We start from the raw sequence: 19574 nt of genomic DNA, 5'->3' as shown, positions 1-19574 counted from the left end.
CTTACTATCATTCGGCCCGACTGTTACATCCAATCATAATTAGGTGCCGTGTACGCATGCACGGATAATCTGATCGAGTAGAACCTGCGTGTGGGCAATGTGCTCATAGAAAAACGACTTCACAATTGCCAAGCCGTCTTTCCCAATCTTATTACGTTGCTGACTGGCACATAGCAACACACAAGCTCGCACGTTTGCTTCAGTTGGCTGTTTACCATCAAACTGAAGCAAGCCCTGCACATCACTGGCTATAATTTGCACTTCATCATCAAGAAACCCACCCCAAAACTCGCTGAGTCCAAACATTCGCTCCATATTATTCAATCGCGGCTGGTCGTCAGCAGCTAGAGCTTCGAAAACGACTTGTGGTTGCGGCGCTGGCCCAGCCGGAAAAGTCAGCCGATACTTCCCAACGGCATTACGCCAGCGGGGATGAAACCATGCCCCGGCTTGGTCGGCTTCATCAGGGTCTAGTGGTGCTGTAGTACCTTTGTGACTACCGCTGTTGGAATCGGTGCTGCATGGGATCAAATTGTCTGGATGGCAGGACAACATAGGGTACTGATCCTTCGGGATGAAGTGATCGAGTTTCGTGTCTTGGATAATGTTATCGGTGTAAGGGCAGATTTTAACACGTGGGGTAAACCCAGCAATAAAATGCTCTTTGTGAAACTTCTCCCCACCAGGATTGTGGAACCCCTCCTCTTTGTAAAAATACGGATCATAAAAAGATTTAAGGAGCTGGTTCACTGCGGCAAAAACTGTCGGCTTCCAGTCGTGTTTGGTGAGTCGGACGGTCGGCGGGTTGTGATACAGCTCCGCAAAATGAAGCTGTTCTGCTACCATATTGCGAATGGTTTGCTTGTCATCAGTATTGGCAGCAGCAATTGTTGCGATCCACGTGGCGCGATTGCCTTTGTCGTTTTCCCAAAGCCTCTTTATCCACGCGGCCGGCAACCCAGGCCACACTCCTTGTAGCCATGTTTGGTCAACCACGGCGGCCTCGGGGAGATTACAAAGCGCCTCCATCAGCTGGCGCTGCATCTCGACCACCGCCAGCAGGCGTGCGCGCTCTGTGGAATCAGGGATTTGGTGCAGCATCGGTACCTTCCAGTTCGTCGAGGATTTCCATGAGCTTGGCGCGCGGCCAGCCACTGCCGATTTCATCTATAAGCGTACGAAGCTTCTCCCGGTCTTCCGCAGGCCATTTTGCCGGATCGAGCTTACTGCGCAGGAACTCGGCGGCGCGGGCACCGATGAGATCGGGAGCGCCGAAGACATGGAGTAGGATGCGGCCAGGGTCAGCGCCGAAAGTCGGGAACATTACCGGTTGCGCTGTCGTGACACCCTGTTCCTTTGAGAGGCGGGTGATCTCACAGGAGAAGACGTCAGTCAGCGCCAGACTCGTGTGCGTGGACACCAACACGTGGGCTGCGGTGTTCTTCAAGATACTGTCATCCACCAAGTCGATTATCTGGCGCTTCCAGGCATCATTAAAATGGGACTCCGGCTCATCGAGAAGCAACAAGCTGTTTTCCTGCCCTCGCAGTAGGAGCAACAGAGCCATCCGGCCCAACAACATCTGCTCACCATCGCTGAAACTGTCGTAGCTGATCACGCTGTCATCAAGTCGCCCTTCTATGTCAGGTACTTGATGGATGCGTTTCACGGTGAGTTGCGCGTCCTTGAGCAAACCCAAAGCGCGCCAAGAAGCCAGCGTTTGGAAAATACTCCAGAGACTTTCACCGGCGCTTTGCTCACCGGCGAAAAGACGTCGTAGCGCTTCGGCTCCGCAACGGGCATTTCTCATGGGCTCACCGCCGAGCTTCAGCAATTCTTCTAGTGCCTCGTCACCTGCCAGTTTTTCAGGGCGGACAGGGGGACAATGTCCCAAAGTTACAACCGATAGGCTTTCATCGAGCGGATGGCGGACAACAGCATCAGCCAAGGCATGCAGCCAAAAGCAGCGAACCGGATCGGTTGTATAACGCGACACATTGTTGGTATCGGCAAGCAGAAAGCTGGCATGCGTGGGCCAGAGCCAGTCAAGTTCATTAAGCAATCGCCGGGCAACGTCTTCATCCCTGTGTACTTTTTTCGATTCAATCTGCTCCAAATACCTCCGCCGCAGGGCCATTTGCTGGTCATCTTCGGGGTTTTCCTCAAGATCCAGCGCAGCTTTCCAGAGGCCCACGGAGACAGCCGCCAGACGAATGTCGCCCGGTGACAACAGAATACAGCGTTCATTGAACGGAGTATCATCGGCGCTCTTTTTTTTCATCGGTCTGTTAGACACGTCTGATACCCGGGCGTCCACGGATTCCTGTTCCTCCGTCCATCCGTACGGCCGCTCTTGTGTAACGACAAAACTTTCGGGATCGTCCGTGAGTTCATCCATCGGAAAACAGGGATAAATCATGGAATGCCAGGGGGTAAGATCACCGGATGTATAGGCCAGCACCCGGCTTGGCAGCAAATTACGAAGGTTGCCGTTCCCCTTTAAACGGTCCCCCGCCACATACATGTCGAGAATGTCAGCATTCCCTTTCGGCACTAAGGTGTTTTCCACATACCCCTGCCACTCCTCTGCTGTTTCAAAATTAAGGGGATCAGGCGTCGGAGCCAGGAAACATGCCGACGGGGGGCCTTGTGGCCTATGAAAGACGGTTGTAACGCATTGAGAGCCTTTTACGATGTCGTAAGTCATGGTCACTGGAAATTTGGGCAATTCTTCGCGGGACAGACAGTGAAATACGTCATAGATAGCGCGCAGCAGACTAGATTTTCCGGCGCCATTGAGCCCGACCACAAAGTTGATGGTCCCTTTGCGATTCTCAATGTGCCGGTTCTGACCAAAGACAACAGCTACTTCTTTGAGTGGCCCGTAGTCAGGTAAATAGAGATAGCGAAGTCGCATGGCGAGCTATATCCCTCCAGTGGCAAGCTTGCGTTGGGTTTCCATCAGCATGGAGCGAATGTCATCACTGTCAAAGTCAGTCGTATCTTTCTCATCGTTTGATGCCAGTTTTTCGGTTATCGGCAGACGATAGCAGGCGGCAAAGGCAGGCCCTGTACTGTCTGAACGCGGACGGCTGACCGGAATGATGAGGCCGCGGGCAGCAAAAAGGGAAAGATGAGATTCTATCCTTTGCGAATGGCGATGAAGAGCCCCCTTTATATCCGTTGCAAGCTGTTCGGCTGTGAAATAGCGACCATAATCCACCCCGCCAAACATGCGCTCTATCTCACCAAGAAGACCACGCTGCTCGCGGTTGAGGGCTGCATAGATGCCATCGGTACGATCATGCAAGAGTTCTTCAATCTCTTCGGCCATGGTTAGGCGGGTATGGGAAAAGACTGCTCCGGCTTTTTTGAGGGAGCCGTCTCGCTCACGGGCCTCATCGGCGAGCTTATCCTTGTTGGCTTCCCGCCAGTCTGCGGTGAGCTGACCGGAGAAGGCGTGAGCGGAAAGGGCCGCATTAAGTGCCCGTTCTGTTCGCATGGAACGTTCTCCAGATGTGCGTAATCCTTCTGCTTGAGCCACCTGTAATGCAAAGCCCTCCTGCACTGAGAGAGGAGGAACAGGGATCTGAAGAGTCAAGACATCGGTCTGATTGATGCTGGCTTGGTTAATCGCTTTTTTGGCCTTGGCACGAAGCTTGGCTACGATAGAAGAATGTTGCAGACAGGCAATAAGAAAGTCAGGGAGAACCTTTTCCGTCTTTGGGTCAAGGCGCATCATGTTAGACTCGTATACCGTCGGCTCAGTCAGCGATGCGACCAGCAAGCTCTTTCCCAAATGTTCGATGCTGTTGACTCGGTTGATAAGTATTTGGCCACTCCCCACGCTAAACTGCTCGACCTCTTCGTCCGTTATTCGCACTCGCTGTAGATTCTTAGAAGTACGGAGGTTACCACCAGTAAAATCGCCAATACGTATAATTGGCGTCCCATCACCATACAGATCTGCCGGTTTATATAGTCCATTTTTTGGCGTGCCGTTGATTACAGCCGCCAGCGATTTGATGTCCCATTTTCGAGGATTTTGAACGGGATCACCAAATTCCTCTTCAAACATCGCCGGGATAAGTTTCACTATTCGAGCTTCGGCCTCTGCACGAAGTCGGCGGATTTCCTCGACCTCTTGCAGAATATTCACGATCCAGCGCTGCTCGCTTAAGGTTGGGAGAGGGATACGCAACCTTGCTAGATCAGAAGTTCTTAGTGACGGATAGGCAGGATCTAAAGCGAGCCTCATCATGTCCAAAGTGCATGTGAGATGGTAGAGATATTCAGGATCAATGAGATCACCGGGAATCAGCACTGCAAGATGGCTCACCACATAAGCGGGCTCGCGAAGTAACGCGCGTTTGTTGAGCGCCACCGATGCGCCGCTCTTGGGAATAAGAAGAGAACCAGCGGGCCACTGTCGGAGAGAGTGTTTTTCAATGGCCAAGTCGTTCAGGCGGTCTGTTGTTGTCGTGATATATGGAGTTTGGCAACGCCCGACATCTTGCATACGCACAAACGGATAAGTGCCTCCGACAAAATAGGAGTCACCTTGTGGCGCTCCATTTCCAGCACCCACTTGGCATATAGCGCCAATTGGAACCAACGGCCACGTTGACGGAAGTCTATTGAGAAGCGAATCCATCATTTGGCCTCAATAAGGGTAAGTAGTTTTTCAAGCCGCTTCTTTACCTCTCCGTGAATAGCCTGCAGTTCGCCAATGAGTTCGGTAGGCGGGCGATGCAGACCGGCGTCAAAGATGAAGGGTTTATGACGACCAGCAGAGAGATTGAAGTCCAGGGCTTCGAGACAGTCAGGATCAAGGCGGTGAAGAAAATCTTCCTTCACCGTGGCATCATCATCGAACACTTTCAGGGTGTCGCGTAACCAGACAAGGTATTCGGGATCAATGACGCCGCCCTGGTGAGTGGGCTTATTGACCGTTTTCTTTGTTTTTGGATGTTCACCCCAGCTTTCCAGTTCAGCCCAATGGCGGACCGGGACGATCCAACTGTGCAGGGTAGGCTCACGCTTGGGCTCGCCATTGTCGGAGAGTGTGAGCTTTCCGGCGTAACATTCGGGTTTGTGGCTACGGCGCCAGACATTATAGCCATCGAGCTTGGCAAGCTCGCTAAGTAGCGGCACAAGGACATTGACAGTCCGCTCTACGTTTGGCTCGGCCGCTGTTTTTTTCGGTTTCTTTTCCGGAATGCGGACAGTTGCTGCCCATTCTTTTACCTTGGCGGTCATTTCCTTGAGTACAGTCTTAAGGGCGTTCAGGCCGTATTGGTCAAATTCGCGGTCTAACAGACCTTTGTCGCGGACCTGCTTGTTAAGTTGATTGGCCACGGCTTTGACGTTCTTTTCGGCAGCAGCAATTGCCTTTTCCACATCGGGTTTGCGAGCTGTATCATAGGCGTGCTTAACAGTCTGTTCGACTAATGTGCCTATCGTTTTTTCGAACTTGGGACGTACGATGGCAAGGACTGCATCGTCATACTGTCGAGAACCGCGTGTGTCGGCATGATCAAATAACTTGAAATCCTGCGGCCACAACTCGTGCAGTGGGTAAGTGTGACCTTTATCACCGGATTTTTCAGGAAATATAGCCAAAAACTCGTCATCTACACTGCGCCAGCGCTCCTCCCAATAGTCGGGCTGGTGATAATCCTTGGCAATAGCGGCTGCACGAAGAGATGAAAGAGTTTCGCCTTTTAGATCTTTGGCATCACCTTGGCGGTAGCTGTTCCAGGCTTTGAACTTCTCGAGGCCGTCCCAAAGGTCGTTGTCTTGGCCATTAAGTGCCTTGCGTTTCTGGTCGAGCGAAAATGCCTCGTCAGTAATCTCGTAAAACCAGACTTCGCGAGTGCGCGGTTCGGAGCCGGCAGCCACGGGGTCTCCAGCCTTCTGGAAAAGCAGGATTGAGGTTTTCACGCCCGAGTAAGGCTGGAACATATTGGCTGGAAGAGAAACTACAGCCTCAAGAGTGTTTTCGAACAGGAGCTGGCGACGCAGTTCTCGATGAGCTTTGGTGGAACCGAACAGAACGCCATCCGGCACAATAACGGCTGCACGCCCCCCAATTTTGAGTAGATCAAGCATGAGCCAAACAAAAAGCAACTCGCTCCTGTTGGTGATAGGCACGGCGCCTTTGCCATTACGAGGAAAACGCTGCCGGTTTTCACTGAGATCACCCTCGTCAACACTGCCCGAAAAGGGAGGATTTGCGAGGATGTAGTCGTAGGTGCCGCTTTCCTCGTCCTTGAGCCGCTTGCTGAGTGCGTCGAGTTGGTGGATTTCGGGAATCTCCAAATCGTGCAGGATAAGGTTCATCCAGGCGATGCGGACCATAGTGCGGTCGTTATCGTAACCGTGGAAAATGTTACTGAAATTGAGTTTTTCACCTTCGGGCCAAACTGGAAGAACATCGTGAGGTGTCCCGTCCCACTCAAGTCGCAGGACATCAGAGGCGGTATGTTCTGCTTTCCAATGCAGAAGGGAGTTGAGCAGGAAGCCACCCGAACCGCAGGCAGGATCGAGGATTTTGACGTCGGCTTTCAACTCCGGATCGAGCAACTGCACCATGAAACGGATGACGTGACGCGGTGTGCGGAACTGGCCGTTCTTGCCGGATTCCTTCACCTCTTCAAGCAGATACTCGAAAATATCACCCATAATATCGGAATTGACCGAACGGGTGTCGAGCTGCCGGAAAAGATCATCAATGAGGCTGACGGCGCGTTTAAGGGTATCAGTCTTGTTGACGTCAAGAATGAAGTAGGCGTCGCTCAGGCGGCCAGAGATGCGGCCAAGGGTGGTGTTACCATTCTGCGCAGGACCGACGCGGGATTCAAGACTGCGGAGCCAGGGGAAGACAGTATCATTGAGCAATCCGAATGAGACGTTTTGCCGAATATATGACCAACGGCATTTTTCGTAGTCAGGAGGCGTCGTCTTTTCTTTTTTGTGTTTGCTCTTTTCCTCTTTTGTCAGCGCATAGATGGAGGTTTTGCCTGCCTTGACACGGACGCGGTCGAGGGCTTCCAACTGACGGATGAAAAGCAGGTAGGTTATTTGCTCAATAGCTACGAGCGGGTTTGACAAACCTGAGGACCAGAAAAGCGACCAAAGATCGTGGACTTTGCGGCGAAGTTGCGGCGAGAGCATGTACGTTCCTTATGCAGCGATGTCAGTGATTAGATCGAAAAGCTCGGAAAGCTCCGATAGTTTAAATAGTTGTTCGGGGTCTCCGATGGTGTTGAATGGCGGTTTACGTAATGCCGCGAGCGAGGTGATCTCAGCCTTTTGCATCACGGCCTTACGCAGCGTCCTGACGAACATCAGCTGGGTGGCGGTGAGTCGGGGATGCTGGCGGACCCATTCGTCAAAAGCTCGGGAGATGGACTCTTCTCGGGACGGCAGCATGACTATATTCAGGATGTGGCGTAGAAAGTCGGCAAGGTTGGCCTTGGGCTGGTGATAGGCTTCGCGCAGGCGCTCCTCGGTCACAAAAAGGTCGGGGCCATTCAGCGCGGCGGCCACGGCTTCAATGTCCTCTGGTGAAAGCTCTTCGCCCCGCTGGAGCCTTTGCAGGGATGGGTTGTCCCCTGCAAGGTCCTTGACAAGGGCCTCCACCTGGGCGCGATATGATTCTGCAAACGCTCCCTCACCGGTTGGGCCATAGATGATCCAATGACGTCGCTTGATCTGGTCGGGAAGCGTGAGGTGAACGAAGATACCGGGCGGACGGCGGTTGCGAAACCGCATGAGCGGCGCAAAGGTCTCCTGTAATTGCATGATCCGGGCGCAGGTCAGATTTCCCCAAAAGGCATCGGTCTGAGCAGCTACGAGTGCTTCAAGATGAGGCTGAATCTCCGGGATGCTTGCCGGGAGCAGCGACAGATGTTCCGTGATGCGCTCGCGGAGTTTGGCGATCTCTTCAACATCGGCTTTAAGCTGGGCAAGTGCAAGCTGCTCGGTTTGGTTCTCAAATTGAAGCTCCGCATAGGAACCGGCCACGGAGAAGCGCAACAGCGGCGCAATTATCTGGGAAAGGTGCGCGGTGTTTTCGTCGGTCAGATTGAGCCATGGCTCATCATTGGCGGCAAGACGCCGGATTTCATCTGCATGAGGAGTTATATTAATATTGTCCAGAGGCAGGGAACCCATTAGGTCGCGAAGCTGTCGGACCGTATAGGTTGCGGACGGGGAATCCGACCGGCCAACGAGAATCTGGAGTTTTTCCAAACGCAGACGAAACAGGCGGGATGGAAGCGGCTCGGAAACCGCACCGGCACGGCCATCTTTGTTGACCTGAAAATAATCAAAATTGTCCCAGTGGTCAATGACTAGGAAGTCGGCCTTCTTTTGTCCATTTACCGGATCTGTCCAAGTGCGGGTGCCACGACCGATCATTTGCCAGAATTTCACCTTGCTGAAAACGGGCTTTGCAAAGACCAGGTTACGGATAGAAGGCACATCGATGCCGGTGTCGAGCATATCCACGGAGATGGCGACACGAGGAAAGTTCTTGTTTTTGAAATCGTCGAGGGTCTTTTCGGCCCGTTCCATGGCGCTGTCAATGACCTTGGCGAGCCCCTTACGCTGAAGGTCAGGATAAAGACGGTTGAAACTCTTGAAGATTTCAAGTGCGTGATTGTGGGAAACAGCAAAGATGATGGTCTTTGCCGGAAGCGTGCCGACTGCGTCCTTGATTGCATTATCCATGAACTCCCGGACAATGGCGTCATTGGTGCCGGTGTTGGTGACTTTGCGTTCCAGTTCCGACCCCTCGAAACTGAACTGATCGGGATTAACCCCCTGCTCGCGGACCTGTTTACTTACTTCGTCGGGCAGTTCACCAGGCTTTAATCCTTCGATCTGGAAACCTGTGCGGGCCACATGAACCGGACGGTAGGGGACGAGGTGTTTGTCTCGCACCGCCTCATCGTAGCCATAGTAGAAAGTTGGGTTGCCATCGGGGCAATCGAACAACTTGAAGGTATTATGATCGAGAAAGTCGGTCGGCGTAGCGGTCAACCCGAGCAGCAGGGAATCAAAATGATCAAAGATGCCGCCGTAGCTTTCTTTTTCGTAGATCGAACGGTGGCTTTCATCCGCGATGATCAAGTCGTAATAACCGGGAGAGAGCCTTTGGTAGAGCGCCATCATCCCCGGATAGGTGGCAAAGTGAATCTGGGCATCCTTATCGATGGTGCCCCCTTCAATCCAACACCGGGGAGCGCCGGGAAGGTGCTCCTTGAAAGCCCCGAGCGCCTGCTTCACCAGTTCCCTGCGGTCGGCAAGAAAGAGCACACGCTGGATGCGCTCCTGTCGTTGGAGCAATTCTACCAAGGCCACAGCGACACGGGTCTTGCCGGTGCCGGTGGCGAGCACCATGAGAAAACTCCGCTTGGCTGATTCGATCCGCTCTGCGATGGTTTTGACCGCCTCGATTTGATAGGCACGATCAATGATGCCTTCAAGCGGCATGGCCCCTGTGAGCGGTTGGCCGAATTTGTCTAGGTGGGCGAGGCGCAGCAGGTCTTCTTCTGTAAAAAATCCGCTAACTTTCCGAGGCGGGTAAAGGTTTCGATGCCAAAACCAGATTTCATTGCCGTTGGCTAGAAAAACGAAGGGATCGGTCCCGTGCTTGACCCGTAGCGAATCGGCGTAGTCGGCTGCCTGGCGTTCCCCTTCGAGCGGATTTCGGCTGGAACGCTTGGCTTCAACAATGGCGAGTGGCCGGTCGAAACGGTCCAAGAGCACATAATCAGCAAACTGATTTACTGCACGGTAATCGGCCCCCGATTCGTGTAAAGAGGAGGCTGGCGCGATAATAAACTCTTCAATCAACCGCCTGCTGCCTACGGCCCAACCGGCCCGCCCCAGTTGAAGGTCGATTTTTTCCTGTCTTGTCTGGCGCTCAGTTTTCATGCAGGAAAATCCTGTGGGGGAACTTGAGTAATCAGACAGCAAGACCCAATCTTATGCGGTTCTCATGCCTTTATAGTCGTCCGATTGCTCTATCCCGCCATCCCCATATCCATATCATAAAAATGCATCACCTTACCCCGGCAGAGCGCACCTGTCAACGGATCACAAAAGTGGACTGAAATTGACATAACAAAAAAAATTTACAGGAGCCTGCCGATTAAGTGACAGAACAATACTGACAGTAACAACAACCTGCCGTTTTTGTTTAACTATCCACGGGAACAACCCTGACACATGATGTTGCAATAAATACAAGTGCCTAAACGATGTCAATTAACTTATAGAAACTATACTGACAAAATTAGCGTATATATTTGGAATTAAAGAGTTTTTATAGCAAATGGGCGTATTTTATGATAGCATTTTTGCATGGCGAAAAAACGTTGCCCTGCTGACTGCTGATGCTGTCGATATTGGAAGTTATCATGAGGACTCGAAAATCCTCGATACAGGATGTTTTGAGGTGAATCACAAGAGGATGGCGGCCACAGGTATTACGTGAGTCTCGATCAATAAAGATCTTTTTGGTGCGACATGAGAAAAAGTAGTAAGCCAACATACGAGCTAGTCAGAAAATGGATCAAGCGCGGTGACGGACAAGGGGAAGGGCGTGCTTACCGACCATTTTTTCATGTCCGCGACGTCCCCTCCCTTGGCCGATCAACAATGGTTCATGGGCTCAAAACCAACAGAACACATCACTACTTGTCCGATATAGAGTTTTATCACCATATATGCGCCGAGTTTTGTCCAGATGTGGTGGATATCAGGGAGCAGTATGCGTTGTTGCCGTGGGAAGAGACACAAACAATTGCTACGCAGTTCGGCATCATCCATCCACGATACCCGGGTACCCAGGTCCCCATCGTGATGACCTCAGATATCGTCCTAACTACGACCAAGAATACGTTGGTGGTTTTTTGCATAAAGCCTTCGGCGGTGGTAGATGCAGCATCGCCCTCCCCCCGCATGCTGGAGAAGCTGTCCATCGAGAAGGAGTTTTGGAGAAGACGAGGCATCGCCTGGACCATTTCAACGGAGCGAAGAATATCCCTAGTCCGAGCGAGGAACTTGACAAACCTTCGAATTTCAATGGTCTCCAGGGAATTGGACTGGTTGAACGGCTTCATTGCAGAGTTTGTGGCGCTGTTTCCGTTATTCTGGGGGCCTCATAAAAACCTTGATCAAATTCTGGCGGACGTCGGTAAGGAGCTTGACCTTCCCGTCAAGGAATGCTTCTGCATATTCGGGCGAGCAGTATGGCTGCGCCTTCTGACGATAGATCTTGAAGTACCAATAGATCATTTTTCTCCGGTGAGACTCATTCAGAGTTAGGAGTAGAAGTTCATGCTGGACAGGGATACTGTTTATAACATCTCGAACCAATGGGAGCAGGCGCCATTTCATGGTTTATGTCGATTCCTTGCCGCCAATGAAGATCAAGCCGCCATCATCGAGATCCCATCTTCTGAAAAAAACCCGATGACGGCTAAGACATACCGAGGACCGGTAATAGTCTCATTGACGGAGTTGGTGCATCAAATCCGGATCAACAACGTCACGAAGGCTGACTATGACCATCCGGAAGTCGGCACGGATGGTCTGTCGGATTCATGTAGACGAATTTGGGAGGCTAGAAAGAGGATTATTGCCAATATACCTCAAAGCGATGAGATACTCTTCGACCAGCAGGTCATGCTCAAATGGATTCAGACGCAAGCCAAAGAGCACGCTCATTCGGAGCGAAATCTCAGAAGAATCTTATATGGGTACCTTGCCGGAGGCAGGACCCCTCTTGCCCTTGTCCCCTCCTACAGGAACTGCGGTGGCAATGAACAAAGACCTGGGACAGCAAGGCGCGGGAAAAAATCATCAAGCGGACGCACCAAGTTCAAACTGACACGTCCCGAAATTAAAGACTTGAACCGTAAAGGGATCAATAAATATCTGCTTCATCAAAAGGCCTCGTTACGGCATGCATATGTTCAATCACTGAAAGAATTTTTCAGGCGTCCCGATACTGACCCAGCAGCCACAAGACTGGAAGACATCCTGATATCCGAAGAGCGGCGCCCATCGCTTGGGCAGTTTTGCTATGAATACAAGAGGATGATCAATGAGGGGCTTGTGAGACGTCACATCCCAGGGTATGCCCGACCTCGTGAGGTTGAACATGAGAGACGGGGGAAGGCTACTGATCACGTGCCAGGGCCCGGTTTCCGTTTCGAAATTGACGCCACCAAACTGCAGATACAGCTGGTATCACAATATGACCGGACGAAATTAATCGGGGCACCATCTCTGTATATCCTTGTCGATGTCTGGTCCAGTGCCATCGTCGGGTATTGTCTTTCAATCGAAAACTTTAGCTGGACGATGGCTGCTGCAGCGCTAAGAAATGCTTTCGAAGAGAAAATATCGATATTTAGGCGACTTACTCTGCCATATACCGATAAAGACTGGCCATGCCACCATCTACCAACATTTCTTACTGCCGACAGGGCAGAATTGGTCTCCAACAAAAGTGGGAATGTCCCGAAGATCGGCATCAATGTTCAGATTTGTCCACCGTATCGCGGCGACATGAAAGGGACCATTGAGGAGAAATTCAACGAAATAAAGAATAAGCGAGGCGTGAAGCTTGCGGGTGAGTACCCCAAATTCCGTGTGCGCGGCGAAAAAGACGGCAAGGATGACGCAGTTCTGACTTTGTTTGAGTTGGAGCAGATACTCGTCGAAATCATCCTCGACCTGAACAGCCAAGCAGTGCATCACGCACGCATCCCGTCAGAAATGGTTGCTCGTGGCGAGACCGATGTAAGCAGGATCGGGCTTTATACTTGGGGAATCGAGCATAAACCAGGATACACCCGCACGATGACGGAACAAGAAGTCCTATACGGGCTGTTGACGCCAGGCTGGGGATTCGTCAGCAGGGAAGGGATAAAATTTAACCGCAATCTATATAGGCTGCAGCCAGGTCTGCCGCGCGCGCTTCTGGGCCGTAGCAATACCTCCATGAAAGTTGAAGTCAGGTTGAACGAGCATGACGTGTCATTCATCTACTTTAATAACCGCCTGACAAATAAGTGGGAGCAGGCGACGAGTGCATATGTCAATAAGCCTATTTCTGCCTATGAATTCGATAATTATCTCGAAATGAAGGCGGCGTTAATCGATGCATCGTCGTTGGAAAGAGAGCATCAGAAGGCTGAGCGAAATAGAAAGATAAGAAAAATACAGAAAGATGCAATAACTGCAACCGCCAATGCAAGGATGGGCACGAAAACCCGAAAGGGCAAGGAGGCCATCAGGGAGAACAGGATAATTGAAAAACTGGTGATGAGGCAGCAGGTCGAAACTGAACCCATTGATACGGCGCCTCAAAAGACTATTGCGGATACTTCAACTCGTAACGATCAATCTGTCAAGAATCCGAGCGTAGCTGAGATAAGTGCACGCCTGTGGGGCAAACGATAATGAATGAAGATGCTCCGACGACATACCATAACCATGCTCTGAAAGAACTCAGGGGAAATCCAGCGGCTGCAGTCATTGCTCCGCTTGAACAAAATCAAAGTCAGGAGAGCCTTATCCAGGCCCTCATGCGAGAGCCTGATTTTGATGAAGGTGAACTGAATCTTCCCGAAGAGAGCCGTAAAGCGGCTACATGCCGTCTGATTGACTTCATGTTTCCCATGGATCAGCAGGTCAAAGTCTTTGCCAAGCTCTATAACAACATCCTCTACGGTTATGCCAAGCGAAATCCGCTGACGCCGGAAGGGCAGCAATGGCAACACGGAGCGAGACTGCCGTCCTCGATATATCTTTTGACCGGACTCTCAGGAATGGGCAAATCAGCACTGGTTAAAGGAATCATGAGAGCTATAGGCAAACAGGTGATAAAACATACCGAGTATCAAGGTGTTCCTTATGCCGACACACAGATACTGTACCTTATGCAAAACGTACCGGAGATATGTACTACAAAGGGGCTCTGCCAAAAACTCGTCCGCGAGGTTGACATCGTCCTTGGTCAGGAACTTTTCGGCCGGTCGCTAGCAAGGAATATGACCCAGAACGACTACGTGGGGCTGCTTCAGAAGTCGGTTCGTAACTTTAATGTCGGCGCAATCATCATTGACGAGATCCAGAATCTCTTACACGGTAGAGGTACTAATCGAGATGAACTGCTGGCCATGATTGGCAATTTCCGGGATGAGCTGGGGGTGCCCCTAATCCTGGTAGGAACCACAGAGTTATTCGAACTGTTGCAAGGGCGGATGAGTGTCGCCCGCCGGGTATCTGAGGGCGGTTTCCTGGAACTTCTCCCGCCACGCTCTCATGATGACGTTGAATGGTTGCAGTTCTGCAAAATTCTCTGGATTTACCAGTGGGTGAAAGACCCCCGCGAGTTGACAGAGGAGATTATCGAGGCCCTGTTTGATAAGAGCCAGGGCATAACGGGGATTCTGCTCACGCTTTTCATAAACGCACAACAACGAGCGATTGGCGGCCAAGAGTACATTGATGCGCCATTGCTCAAGGAAGTTTACCAATACGATTTGTGGCCGCTTCACGACGCTCTTGAAGCCTGGAAGTCAAAGATTCCCGAGCGTATTCGGCTCTATGAAGAGTTTTTTCAAAGTTCTGCTGCTGTTGCAAATACCACCAGTAAGACACCAAGGTTACCCCGCTCGCAACGAAAAAATGTTCGTCCTGCTCTGTCCCATGATCAAATGAAGGAACATTTGGCCATTGATGGGAGCCAGGCAGTGAACCTCTTAAATTCCTAAGCCATGCCATCGGACGCAAGACAGCTTCCGTCATTCCCAGCGCCCGCACCTGATGAAACCGTGTATTCCGTTTTTGTGCGCAGCGTAATACGCTCCGGGCTTTTGGAAGAAGTAATCCTCAGAGTCTTGACGGGCCAACGCTTCAAATACGCTCTGAATGGCTCGATCCCTGGGTACATTGCCTCCATTGCCTATCATGTACCTTCAGGACATCTGTTCCAGGATCCCGGCTACATCGTTGCCAACCACACATGCTTTCCCTATTTCACCTTCTTTGCACCAGCATCTGTCCGCCACGAGCTTTTCAAAAAAACTACAGAGGTGGACCATATCAGCACCATACGGTTAAGCCTCGGGCTGACAAGATACCCCATACCTGCTCAACCGCCAACACATAGATATTGCCCGCAGTGTACAGCCCAGCAAAAACAAGTATATGGTTTTTCCTTTTTTCAAAGGCAGCACCAATTGCCGGGTGTCCTTGTCTGTGCCAAACACAAATCGGTCTTGTACCACGGCTGCGCAATCTGCGGAACGTATCCCATAAGACGGCATGCTCTCATACCAGGCTGCTGTCTTTGCGAAAATTACGCTCCTCTTCCAGTCGTTCCTGCACCAGAAAACCTTGAACCGCTGATCTGGCTGGCCAGAGAAAGCGAGTACCTGCTCAAGAGCAATGGCACTATCCATGGCACTCCACGAGTTGCCATCAAAAACGCCATGCTTGACAAGGGAATGTGCAAGGGTGGTCTGGTTCTTCCTGAAAAAATCGCGGATGCGATCGATGAGCGATTCGGGATGGAGGCTCTGCAACTGCTCGGCATCAATACCTGGCAAGGGGCTCGACCAGCTTCATGGCTACGACGTCTATTCGATGTCAAGCAGAGAGATCTTGTAGGTAAGCCCGCAGTGCTTATGCTTCTGGTACTGGGCTCAGTCTTTCGGTCTGTAAAAAATTTCGAGGAGTTGCATGAGGGTACCGGGACTGTCTCCGCACCAGTTGCTCATGCACCAGTGAAACTTAACGAACGGCTTCCAGGGGTATTGCAGGTTCTCGTTGAAAAGGATTTCAAGCTTCAGAATGTGATGGACCACTTTCATGCGAGTTATGGCACGCTGATCAGAGAGTTGCGCCGGCTGAAAGCGACTGTGCCACTGTCGCCGAAAATGCATAAGAAGCTGGGACCAATCCTCGAACAGGTCCGCGCAGATCTGAGAGCAGGGAAGCCTAAGAACGCAATCATGCGGCAGTATGGCTTATGCGAGGAGACCATCATCCTAATCGAACTGGACCAGCCGGATCTCAACGGGGTGCATCGCGAATCAGCAAGGGCGGCAACGAGGGACAATCATCGTCGTGCGGTGACAAAGTTTATTCAGGAAAACCCTGGTGCTGTTCGCTGTGACATTATGACACGGTTGCCCGGGTCGTATGACTTCATGGCTCGTTGCGATAGAGAGTGGTTTCTGAAGCAGTTCCCGACCAGAAAAAAGGCGGCGGCCAGGCAGCGTACTCCGCGTTGCGACTGGGAAGGCTTTGATCGAGATAAGACGGAGGAGTTGGAGCGCCAAACGGTTGAACAGTGCGCAGCCAATGACTGTCCAGTCTATCTGAGCAAAAACGCGCTTCTTAAGAAGCTTGGCATCCAAAGCAGATATCGCATGAATGTAGATAAGTTTCCAAAACTTTCGGAGGCTCTATCCCGGCATGTTGAAACCTATGATGAGTTCGTTGTCCGCCGCATCACATGGGCCATCAAACAGTATGTGGGAACCGACATGATTCTCTCAATGAATGGCTTAAGGAGGATCGCACGTTTGCCGGCCCATCTGATCCAGGAGAAAAAGATGTTGGTGGCCAAAATGACAATTGAGCTTGATATACCGGTGGACTTCAATAGCTGTTTTGCAAAGTGACGGAATGACTCCGCTATGAACGTTTCTTACCAAGTCGCGCGAACTCCTGCTGCACAACTTCTCACAACTTCTTCAATTCTTAATGTGTCATGCCTGAGCGCATGATGCCCACCACCAATTCACAGAATCAATTTATTTTTAATAAGTTAAGTGCGACAAACTTAATTACACACGTGACAAACTCTTTTACACACTTTGCCGATTAAAATTTTGCTGTAAACAGAAAAACCCAACTGCATTTGCTGCAGTTGGGCCATGCTAAACCTCTAAACTAGATTTTCCTTTAAATCCGGTTAGTTTTGCGTGACAAACTCAATTACACACACATGACAAACTCTTTTACTTTTCTACATGCTGCAATAGTATCACAGGGTAACGCCGCTGAAAACCGTCGCACCCCTGTCAGGCGGATGCAGAATACATCATCTGGCACGCCAGGGCAAGGATTCCCGTCCATCCCCCGTTACGCCCCATTTTCAGCCTGACAGCCAGCCTCCCCTGTGCGCTAAACTCAAAATGACAACCATTGTGAAAATTTATTCTTGACTTTAATGGTATCATTTTATATTCTGTAAACAACTTTAATCAAAATAGCATCGATCAAGATAAACGACAATACTAAACCATCCGCGAGGATGGGGCGGAAAGCCTACAGGGTCTCACCGAGACAGCCGGGTCGCCGAAATATCATACCAGATATTCGGCCCCGGTTTTTTTGTACCCGAAATCGAAAATGAGGGGGTAGAGAGAACACCAGCGTTGCAACGCCTGAAGGGCGGACATTTGTACCGGGCAAGATTGCCTGTAAAACCGGTACAAGATACCCGTGATACACGATACTACTAAACCATCCGCGAGGATGGGACGGAAAGCCTACAGGGTCTCACCGAGACAGCCGGGTCGCCGAAATATCACTCTCGATATTGGGCCCCGGTTTTTTTGTGCCCGGCATCCTGCAGGACGGCAAGCAGAACCTACTGAAAAATAACAGACAAATGCTGCTCATCCTTCGACCGAGCGCAGCAGGAAGCAAGGAGAACAAGTGGAGACTCATATGGACAGGGCAGACCGCACACCACATGAATCAAAGAAAGGAGCATCAATGACAAACCTGATCAAAAGAGCACTTGCAGCAATCACGGTATTCTCTCTGGCAACGGTTGGCCTCATGCTTGCCGGCTGCGGCAGCGGAGGAGGAGGGCTCTCCTCCCAGACCGTAGGCGGCACGGCCGCCGTCGGGGCGCCATTGTCCGGCCAGGTAAGCCTCAAGGACTCCTCGAATGCACCCCAGACAAGAACGACCGTGATCGCCGGCGACGGCACGTTTGCCATCGATGTCACCGGCCTGCAGGCCCCCTTTATCCTCCAGGCGACCGGTAGCGCTTCCGGGACCAGCTATAAACTGCACTCCTTTGCCGAAGGCACCGGCACCGCCAACATCAACCCGCTTTCCGACGCCATAGTAGCCAGCGCCGCAGGGGATGCCGACGCGTCAAAATCCTACGACAACGCCGATCACGACAAACTCATCAAGATCAAGGGGAACCTGGCGGCGACCGTGGATGCCCTGCTGAATAAGCTGCAACTCCTCCTCCAAAAATACAATGCCCAAAACACCAACCCGATCACGTCACGCTACATTGCCAATCATATGGACCTTGACGGCATGTTCGACAACGTGAAAATCACCGTGGCCAACGGGGTGCTGTCGATCCTCAACAACAACGGCGGCGTTATCTACAGCGGCAACCTGACCGACATTGCCAACGGGAACTTCTACCCCGGCAACATCCCCTCGACCCCAACCGCCCCTGTAGCGCCGACCGGGGTAGCCGCAGTCGGCGGCGCCGGCCAGGTGACCGTCTCCTGGACCGCCGTCAGCAATGCAACCTCCTATAACGTCTATTACGCCACCACCTCCGGCGTCACCACCGCCTCCGGCACCAAGATCGCCAATGCCACCACCCCGTACGTCCAATCCGGTCTCTCCGCCGGCACCACCTACTATTATCTGGTCACCGCCGTCAACAGCACCGGCGAAAGCGTCGCCTCGACCCAGGTATCGGCCACCACCAGCGCCGCCGTGGCGACCCCGGCCGCACCGGTAGCGCCGACCGGCGTAACCGCCACCGGCGGAACCAAGCAGGTGACTATTTCCTGGCCGGCAGTTTCCGGAGCCACCTCCTATAATATCTACTATGCCACCGCTTCCGGCGTCACCACCGCCAACGGCACCAAGATCAGCAACGCCACCAGCCCCGCCGTCCAGACCGGGCTCTCCGACAGCACCACCTACTACTATGTGGTAACCGCCGTCAACAGCGTCGGCGAGAGCGCCGCCTCCGTGCAGATTGCCGCGACAACCCTGGCGGCCGTGCCGGCTCCGACCGTACCGGCCGTACCGACCGGGGTAACCGCCACCGGTGGTGCCAACCAGGTGACCGTCTCCTGGTCGACGGTCAGCGGCGCTACCTCGTACAACCTCTACTATTCCACCACCAGCGGGGTCACGACCGCCAACAGCACCAAGATCGCCGGAGCCACCACTCCCTATGTCCAGACCGGACTGACGGCCGGCACCACCTACTACTACATAGTAACCGCAGTAAACAGCACCGGTGAAAGTGCCGCTTCGGCCCAGATATCGGCAGCCACCTCGGCGCCGGCCTTTGATGCCTTGGCATACTATAATTCCGTCTGCCTCGGATGCCACGGTTCGCTGGGCGTCAGGACTGCCGCCCAGATTCAGACGGCGATCACGGCAAACCGGGGCGGAATGGGGTCCCTTGGGCTGACGGCAGCCCAGATTGCCGCCATAGCGGCAGTCTCCTATTAATTTAAGCATGTTATAGCAAC

The 19574-nt window shown here is 52.1% G+C and carries 10 protein-coding genes and 2 riboswitches; of the genes, 5 read left to right on the top strand and 5 right to left on the bottom strand.

The window, feature by feature from the left end; genetic code table 11:
* Positions 1-39: 39 nt before the first annotated feature.
* The 5 genes from ET418_RS13790 to ET418_RS13770 are packed head-to-tail and all read right to left on the bottom strand — an operon-like array spanning position 40 to position 9945.
* Positions 40-1101 carry a hypothetical protein gene (locus ET418_RS13790; RefSeq protein WP_149308469.1) on the bottom strand — a complete coding sequence of 354 codons (1062 nt, stop codon included), beginning with the start codon at positions 1099-1101 and terminating at the stop codon, positions 40-42.
* The gene (locus ET418_RS13785; protein ID WP_149308467.1) at positions 1082-2917 is read right to left on the bottom strand and encodes an AAA family ATPase; all 1836 of its coding nucleotides are present in this window, start codon (positions 2915-2917) and stop codon (positions 1082-1084) included. The genes ET418_RS13790 and ET418_RS13785 overlap by 20 nt, the downstream gene beginning before the upstream one ends.
* 6 nt (positions 2918-2923) lie before the next feature.
* Positions 2924-4657: a restriction endonuclease subunit S gene (locus ET418_RS13780; protein WP_149308465.1), complete on the bottom strand. Its 1734-nt coding sequence runs from the start codon at positions 4655-4657 to the stop codon at positions 2924-2926.
* Positions 4654-7176, bottom strand: a complete 2523-nt coding sequence (locus ET418_RS13775; RefSeq protein WP_149308463.1) for a class I SAM-dependent DNA methyltransferase — start codon at positions 7174-7176, stop codon at positions 4654-4656. The genes ET418_RS13780 and ET418_RS13775 overlap by 4 nt, the downstream gene beginning before the upstream one ends.
* A gap of 9 nt (positions 7177-7185) precedes the next feature.
* Positions 7186-9945, bottom strand: a complete 2760-nt coding sequence (locus ET418_RS13770; RefSeq protein WP_149308461.1) for a type I restriction endonuclease subunit R — start codon at positions 9943-9945, stop codon at positions 7186-7188.
* 594 nt (positions 9946-10539) lie between these two features.
* Between ET418_RS13770 and ET418_RS13765 the strand changes: the two genes are divergently transcribed.
* The 5 genes from ET418_RS13765 (at position 10540) to ET418_RS13745 (ending at position 19554) form a co-directional block, all read left to right on the top strand.
* The gene (locus ET418_RS13765) at positions 10540-11340 is read left to right on the top strand and encodes a TnsA endonuclease N-terminal domain-containing protein (RefSeq protein WP_149308459.1); all 801 of its coding nucleotides are present in this window, start codon (positions 10540-10542) and stop codon (positions 11338-11340) included.
* A gap of 12 nt (positions 11341-11352) precedes the next feature.
* Positions 11353-13485 (top strand): hypothetical protein, encoded by a 2133-nt coding sequence (locus tag ET418_RS13760; RefSeq protein ID WP_149308457.1) that lies wholly within the window; start codon positions 11353-11355, stop codon positions 13483-13485.
* Positions 13485-14801 carry a TniB family NTP-binding protein gene (locus ET418_RS13755; protein ID WP_149308455.1) on the top strand — a complete coding sequence of 439 codons (1317 nt, stop codon included), beginning with the start codon at positions 13485-13487 and terminating at the stop codon, positions 14799-14801. Before ET418_RS13760 ends, ET418_RS13755 begins: the two co-directional genes overlap by 1 nt.
* A 3-nt stretch (positions 14802-14804) precedes the next feature.
* Positions 14805-16718: a TnsD family Tn7-like transposition protein gene (locus ET418_RS13750; RefSeq protein WP_149308453.1), complete on the top strand. Its 1914-nt coding sequence runs from the start codon at positions 14805-14807 to the stop codon at positions 16716-16718.
* A 607-nt stretch (positions 16719-17325) separates the two neighbouring features.
* A riboswitch (cyclic di-GMP riboswitch) is annotated at positions 17326-17402 on the top strand.
* Between the two features lie 147 nt (positions 17403-17549).
* Positions 17550-17626, top strand: a riboswitch (cyclic di-GMP riboswitch).
* A gap of 194 nt (positions 17627-17820) precedes the next feature.
* Positions 17821-19554: a fibronectin type III domain-containing protein gene (locus ET418_RS13745; protein ID WP_149308451.1), complete on the top strand. Its 1734-nt coding sequence runs from the start codon at positions 17821-17823 to the stop codon at positions 19552-19554.
* Positions 19555-19574 lie beyond the last annotated feature (20 nt).

The sequence above is a fragment of the Oryzomonas rubra genome (assembly GCF_008369015.1).
GTDB lineage: Bacteria > Desulfobacterota > Desulfuromonadia > Geobacterales > Pseudopelobacteraceae > Oryzomonas > Oryzomonas japonica.
This window is presented reverse-complemented; position numbering and strand designations above follow the sequence as displayed.

Coding starts and splice junctions, on each gene's coding strand:
- ET418_RS13750 (WP_149308453.1), top strand. CDS start 14,805: ATGCCATCGGACGCAAGACAGCTTCCGTCATTCCCAGCGCCCGCACCT.
- ET418_RS13745 (WP_149308451.1), top strand. CDS start 17,821: ATGACAAACCTGATCAAAAGAGCACTTGCAGCAATCACGGTATTCTCT.
- ET418_RS13775 (WP_149308463.1), bottom strand. CDS start 7,176: ATGCTCTCGCCGCAACTTCGCCGCAAAGTCCACGATCTTTGGTCGCTT.
- ET418_RS13755 (WP_149308455.1), top strand. CDS start 13,485: ATGAATGAAGATGCTCCGACGACATACCATAACCATGCTCTGAAAGAA.
- ET418_RS13790 (WP_149308469.1), bottom strand. CDS start 1,101: ATGCTGCACCAAATCCCTGATTCCACAGAGCGCGCACGCCTGCTGGCG.
- ET418_RS13765 (WP_149308459.1), top strand. CDS start 10,540: ATGAGAAAAAGTAGTAAGCCAACATACGAGCTAGTCAGAAAATGGATC.
- ET418_RS13785 (WP_149308467.1), bottom strand. CDS start 2,917: ATGCGACTTCGCTATCTCTATTTACCTGACTACGGGCCACTCAAAGAA.
- ET418_RS13770 (WP_149308461.1), bottom strand. CDS start 9,945: ATGAAAACTGAGCGCCAGACAAGACAGGAAAAAATCGACCTTCAACTG.
- ET418_RS13760 (WP_149308457.1), top strand. CDS start 11,353: ATGCTGGACAGGGATACTGTTTATAACATCTCGAACCAATGGGAGCAG.
- ET418_RS13780 (WP_149308465.1), bottom strand. CDS start 4,657: ATGATGGATTCGCTTCTCAATAGACTTCCGTCAACGTGGCCGTTGGTT.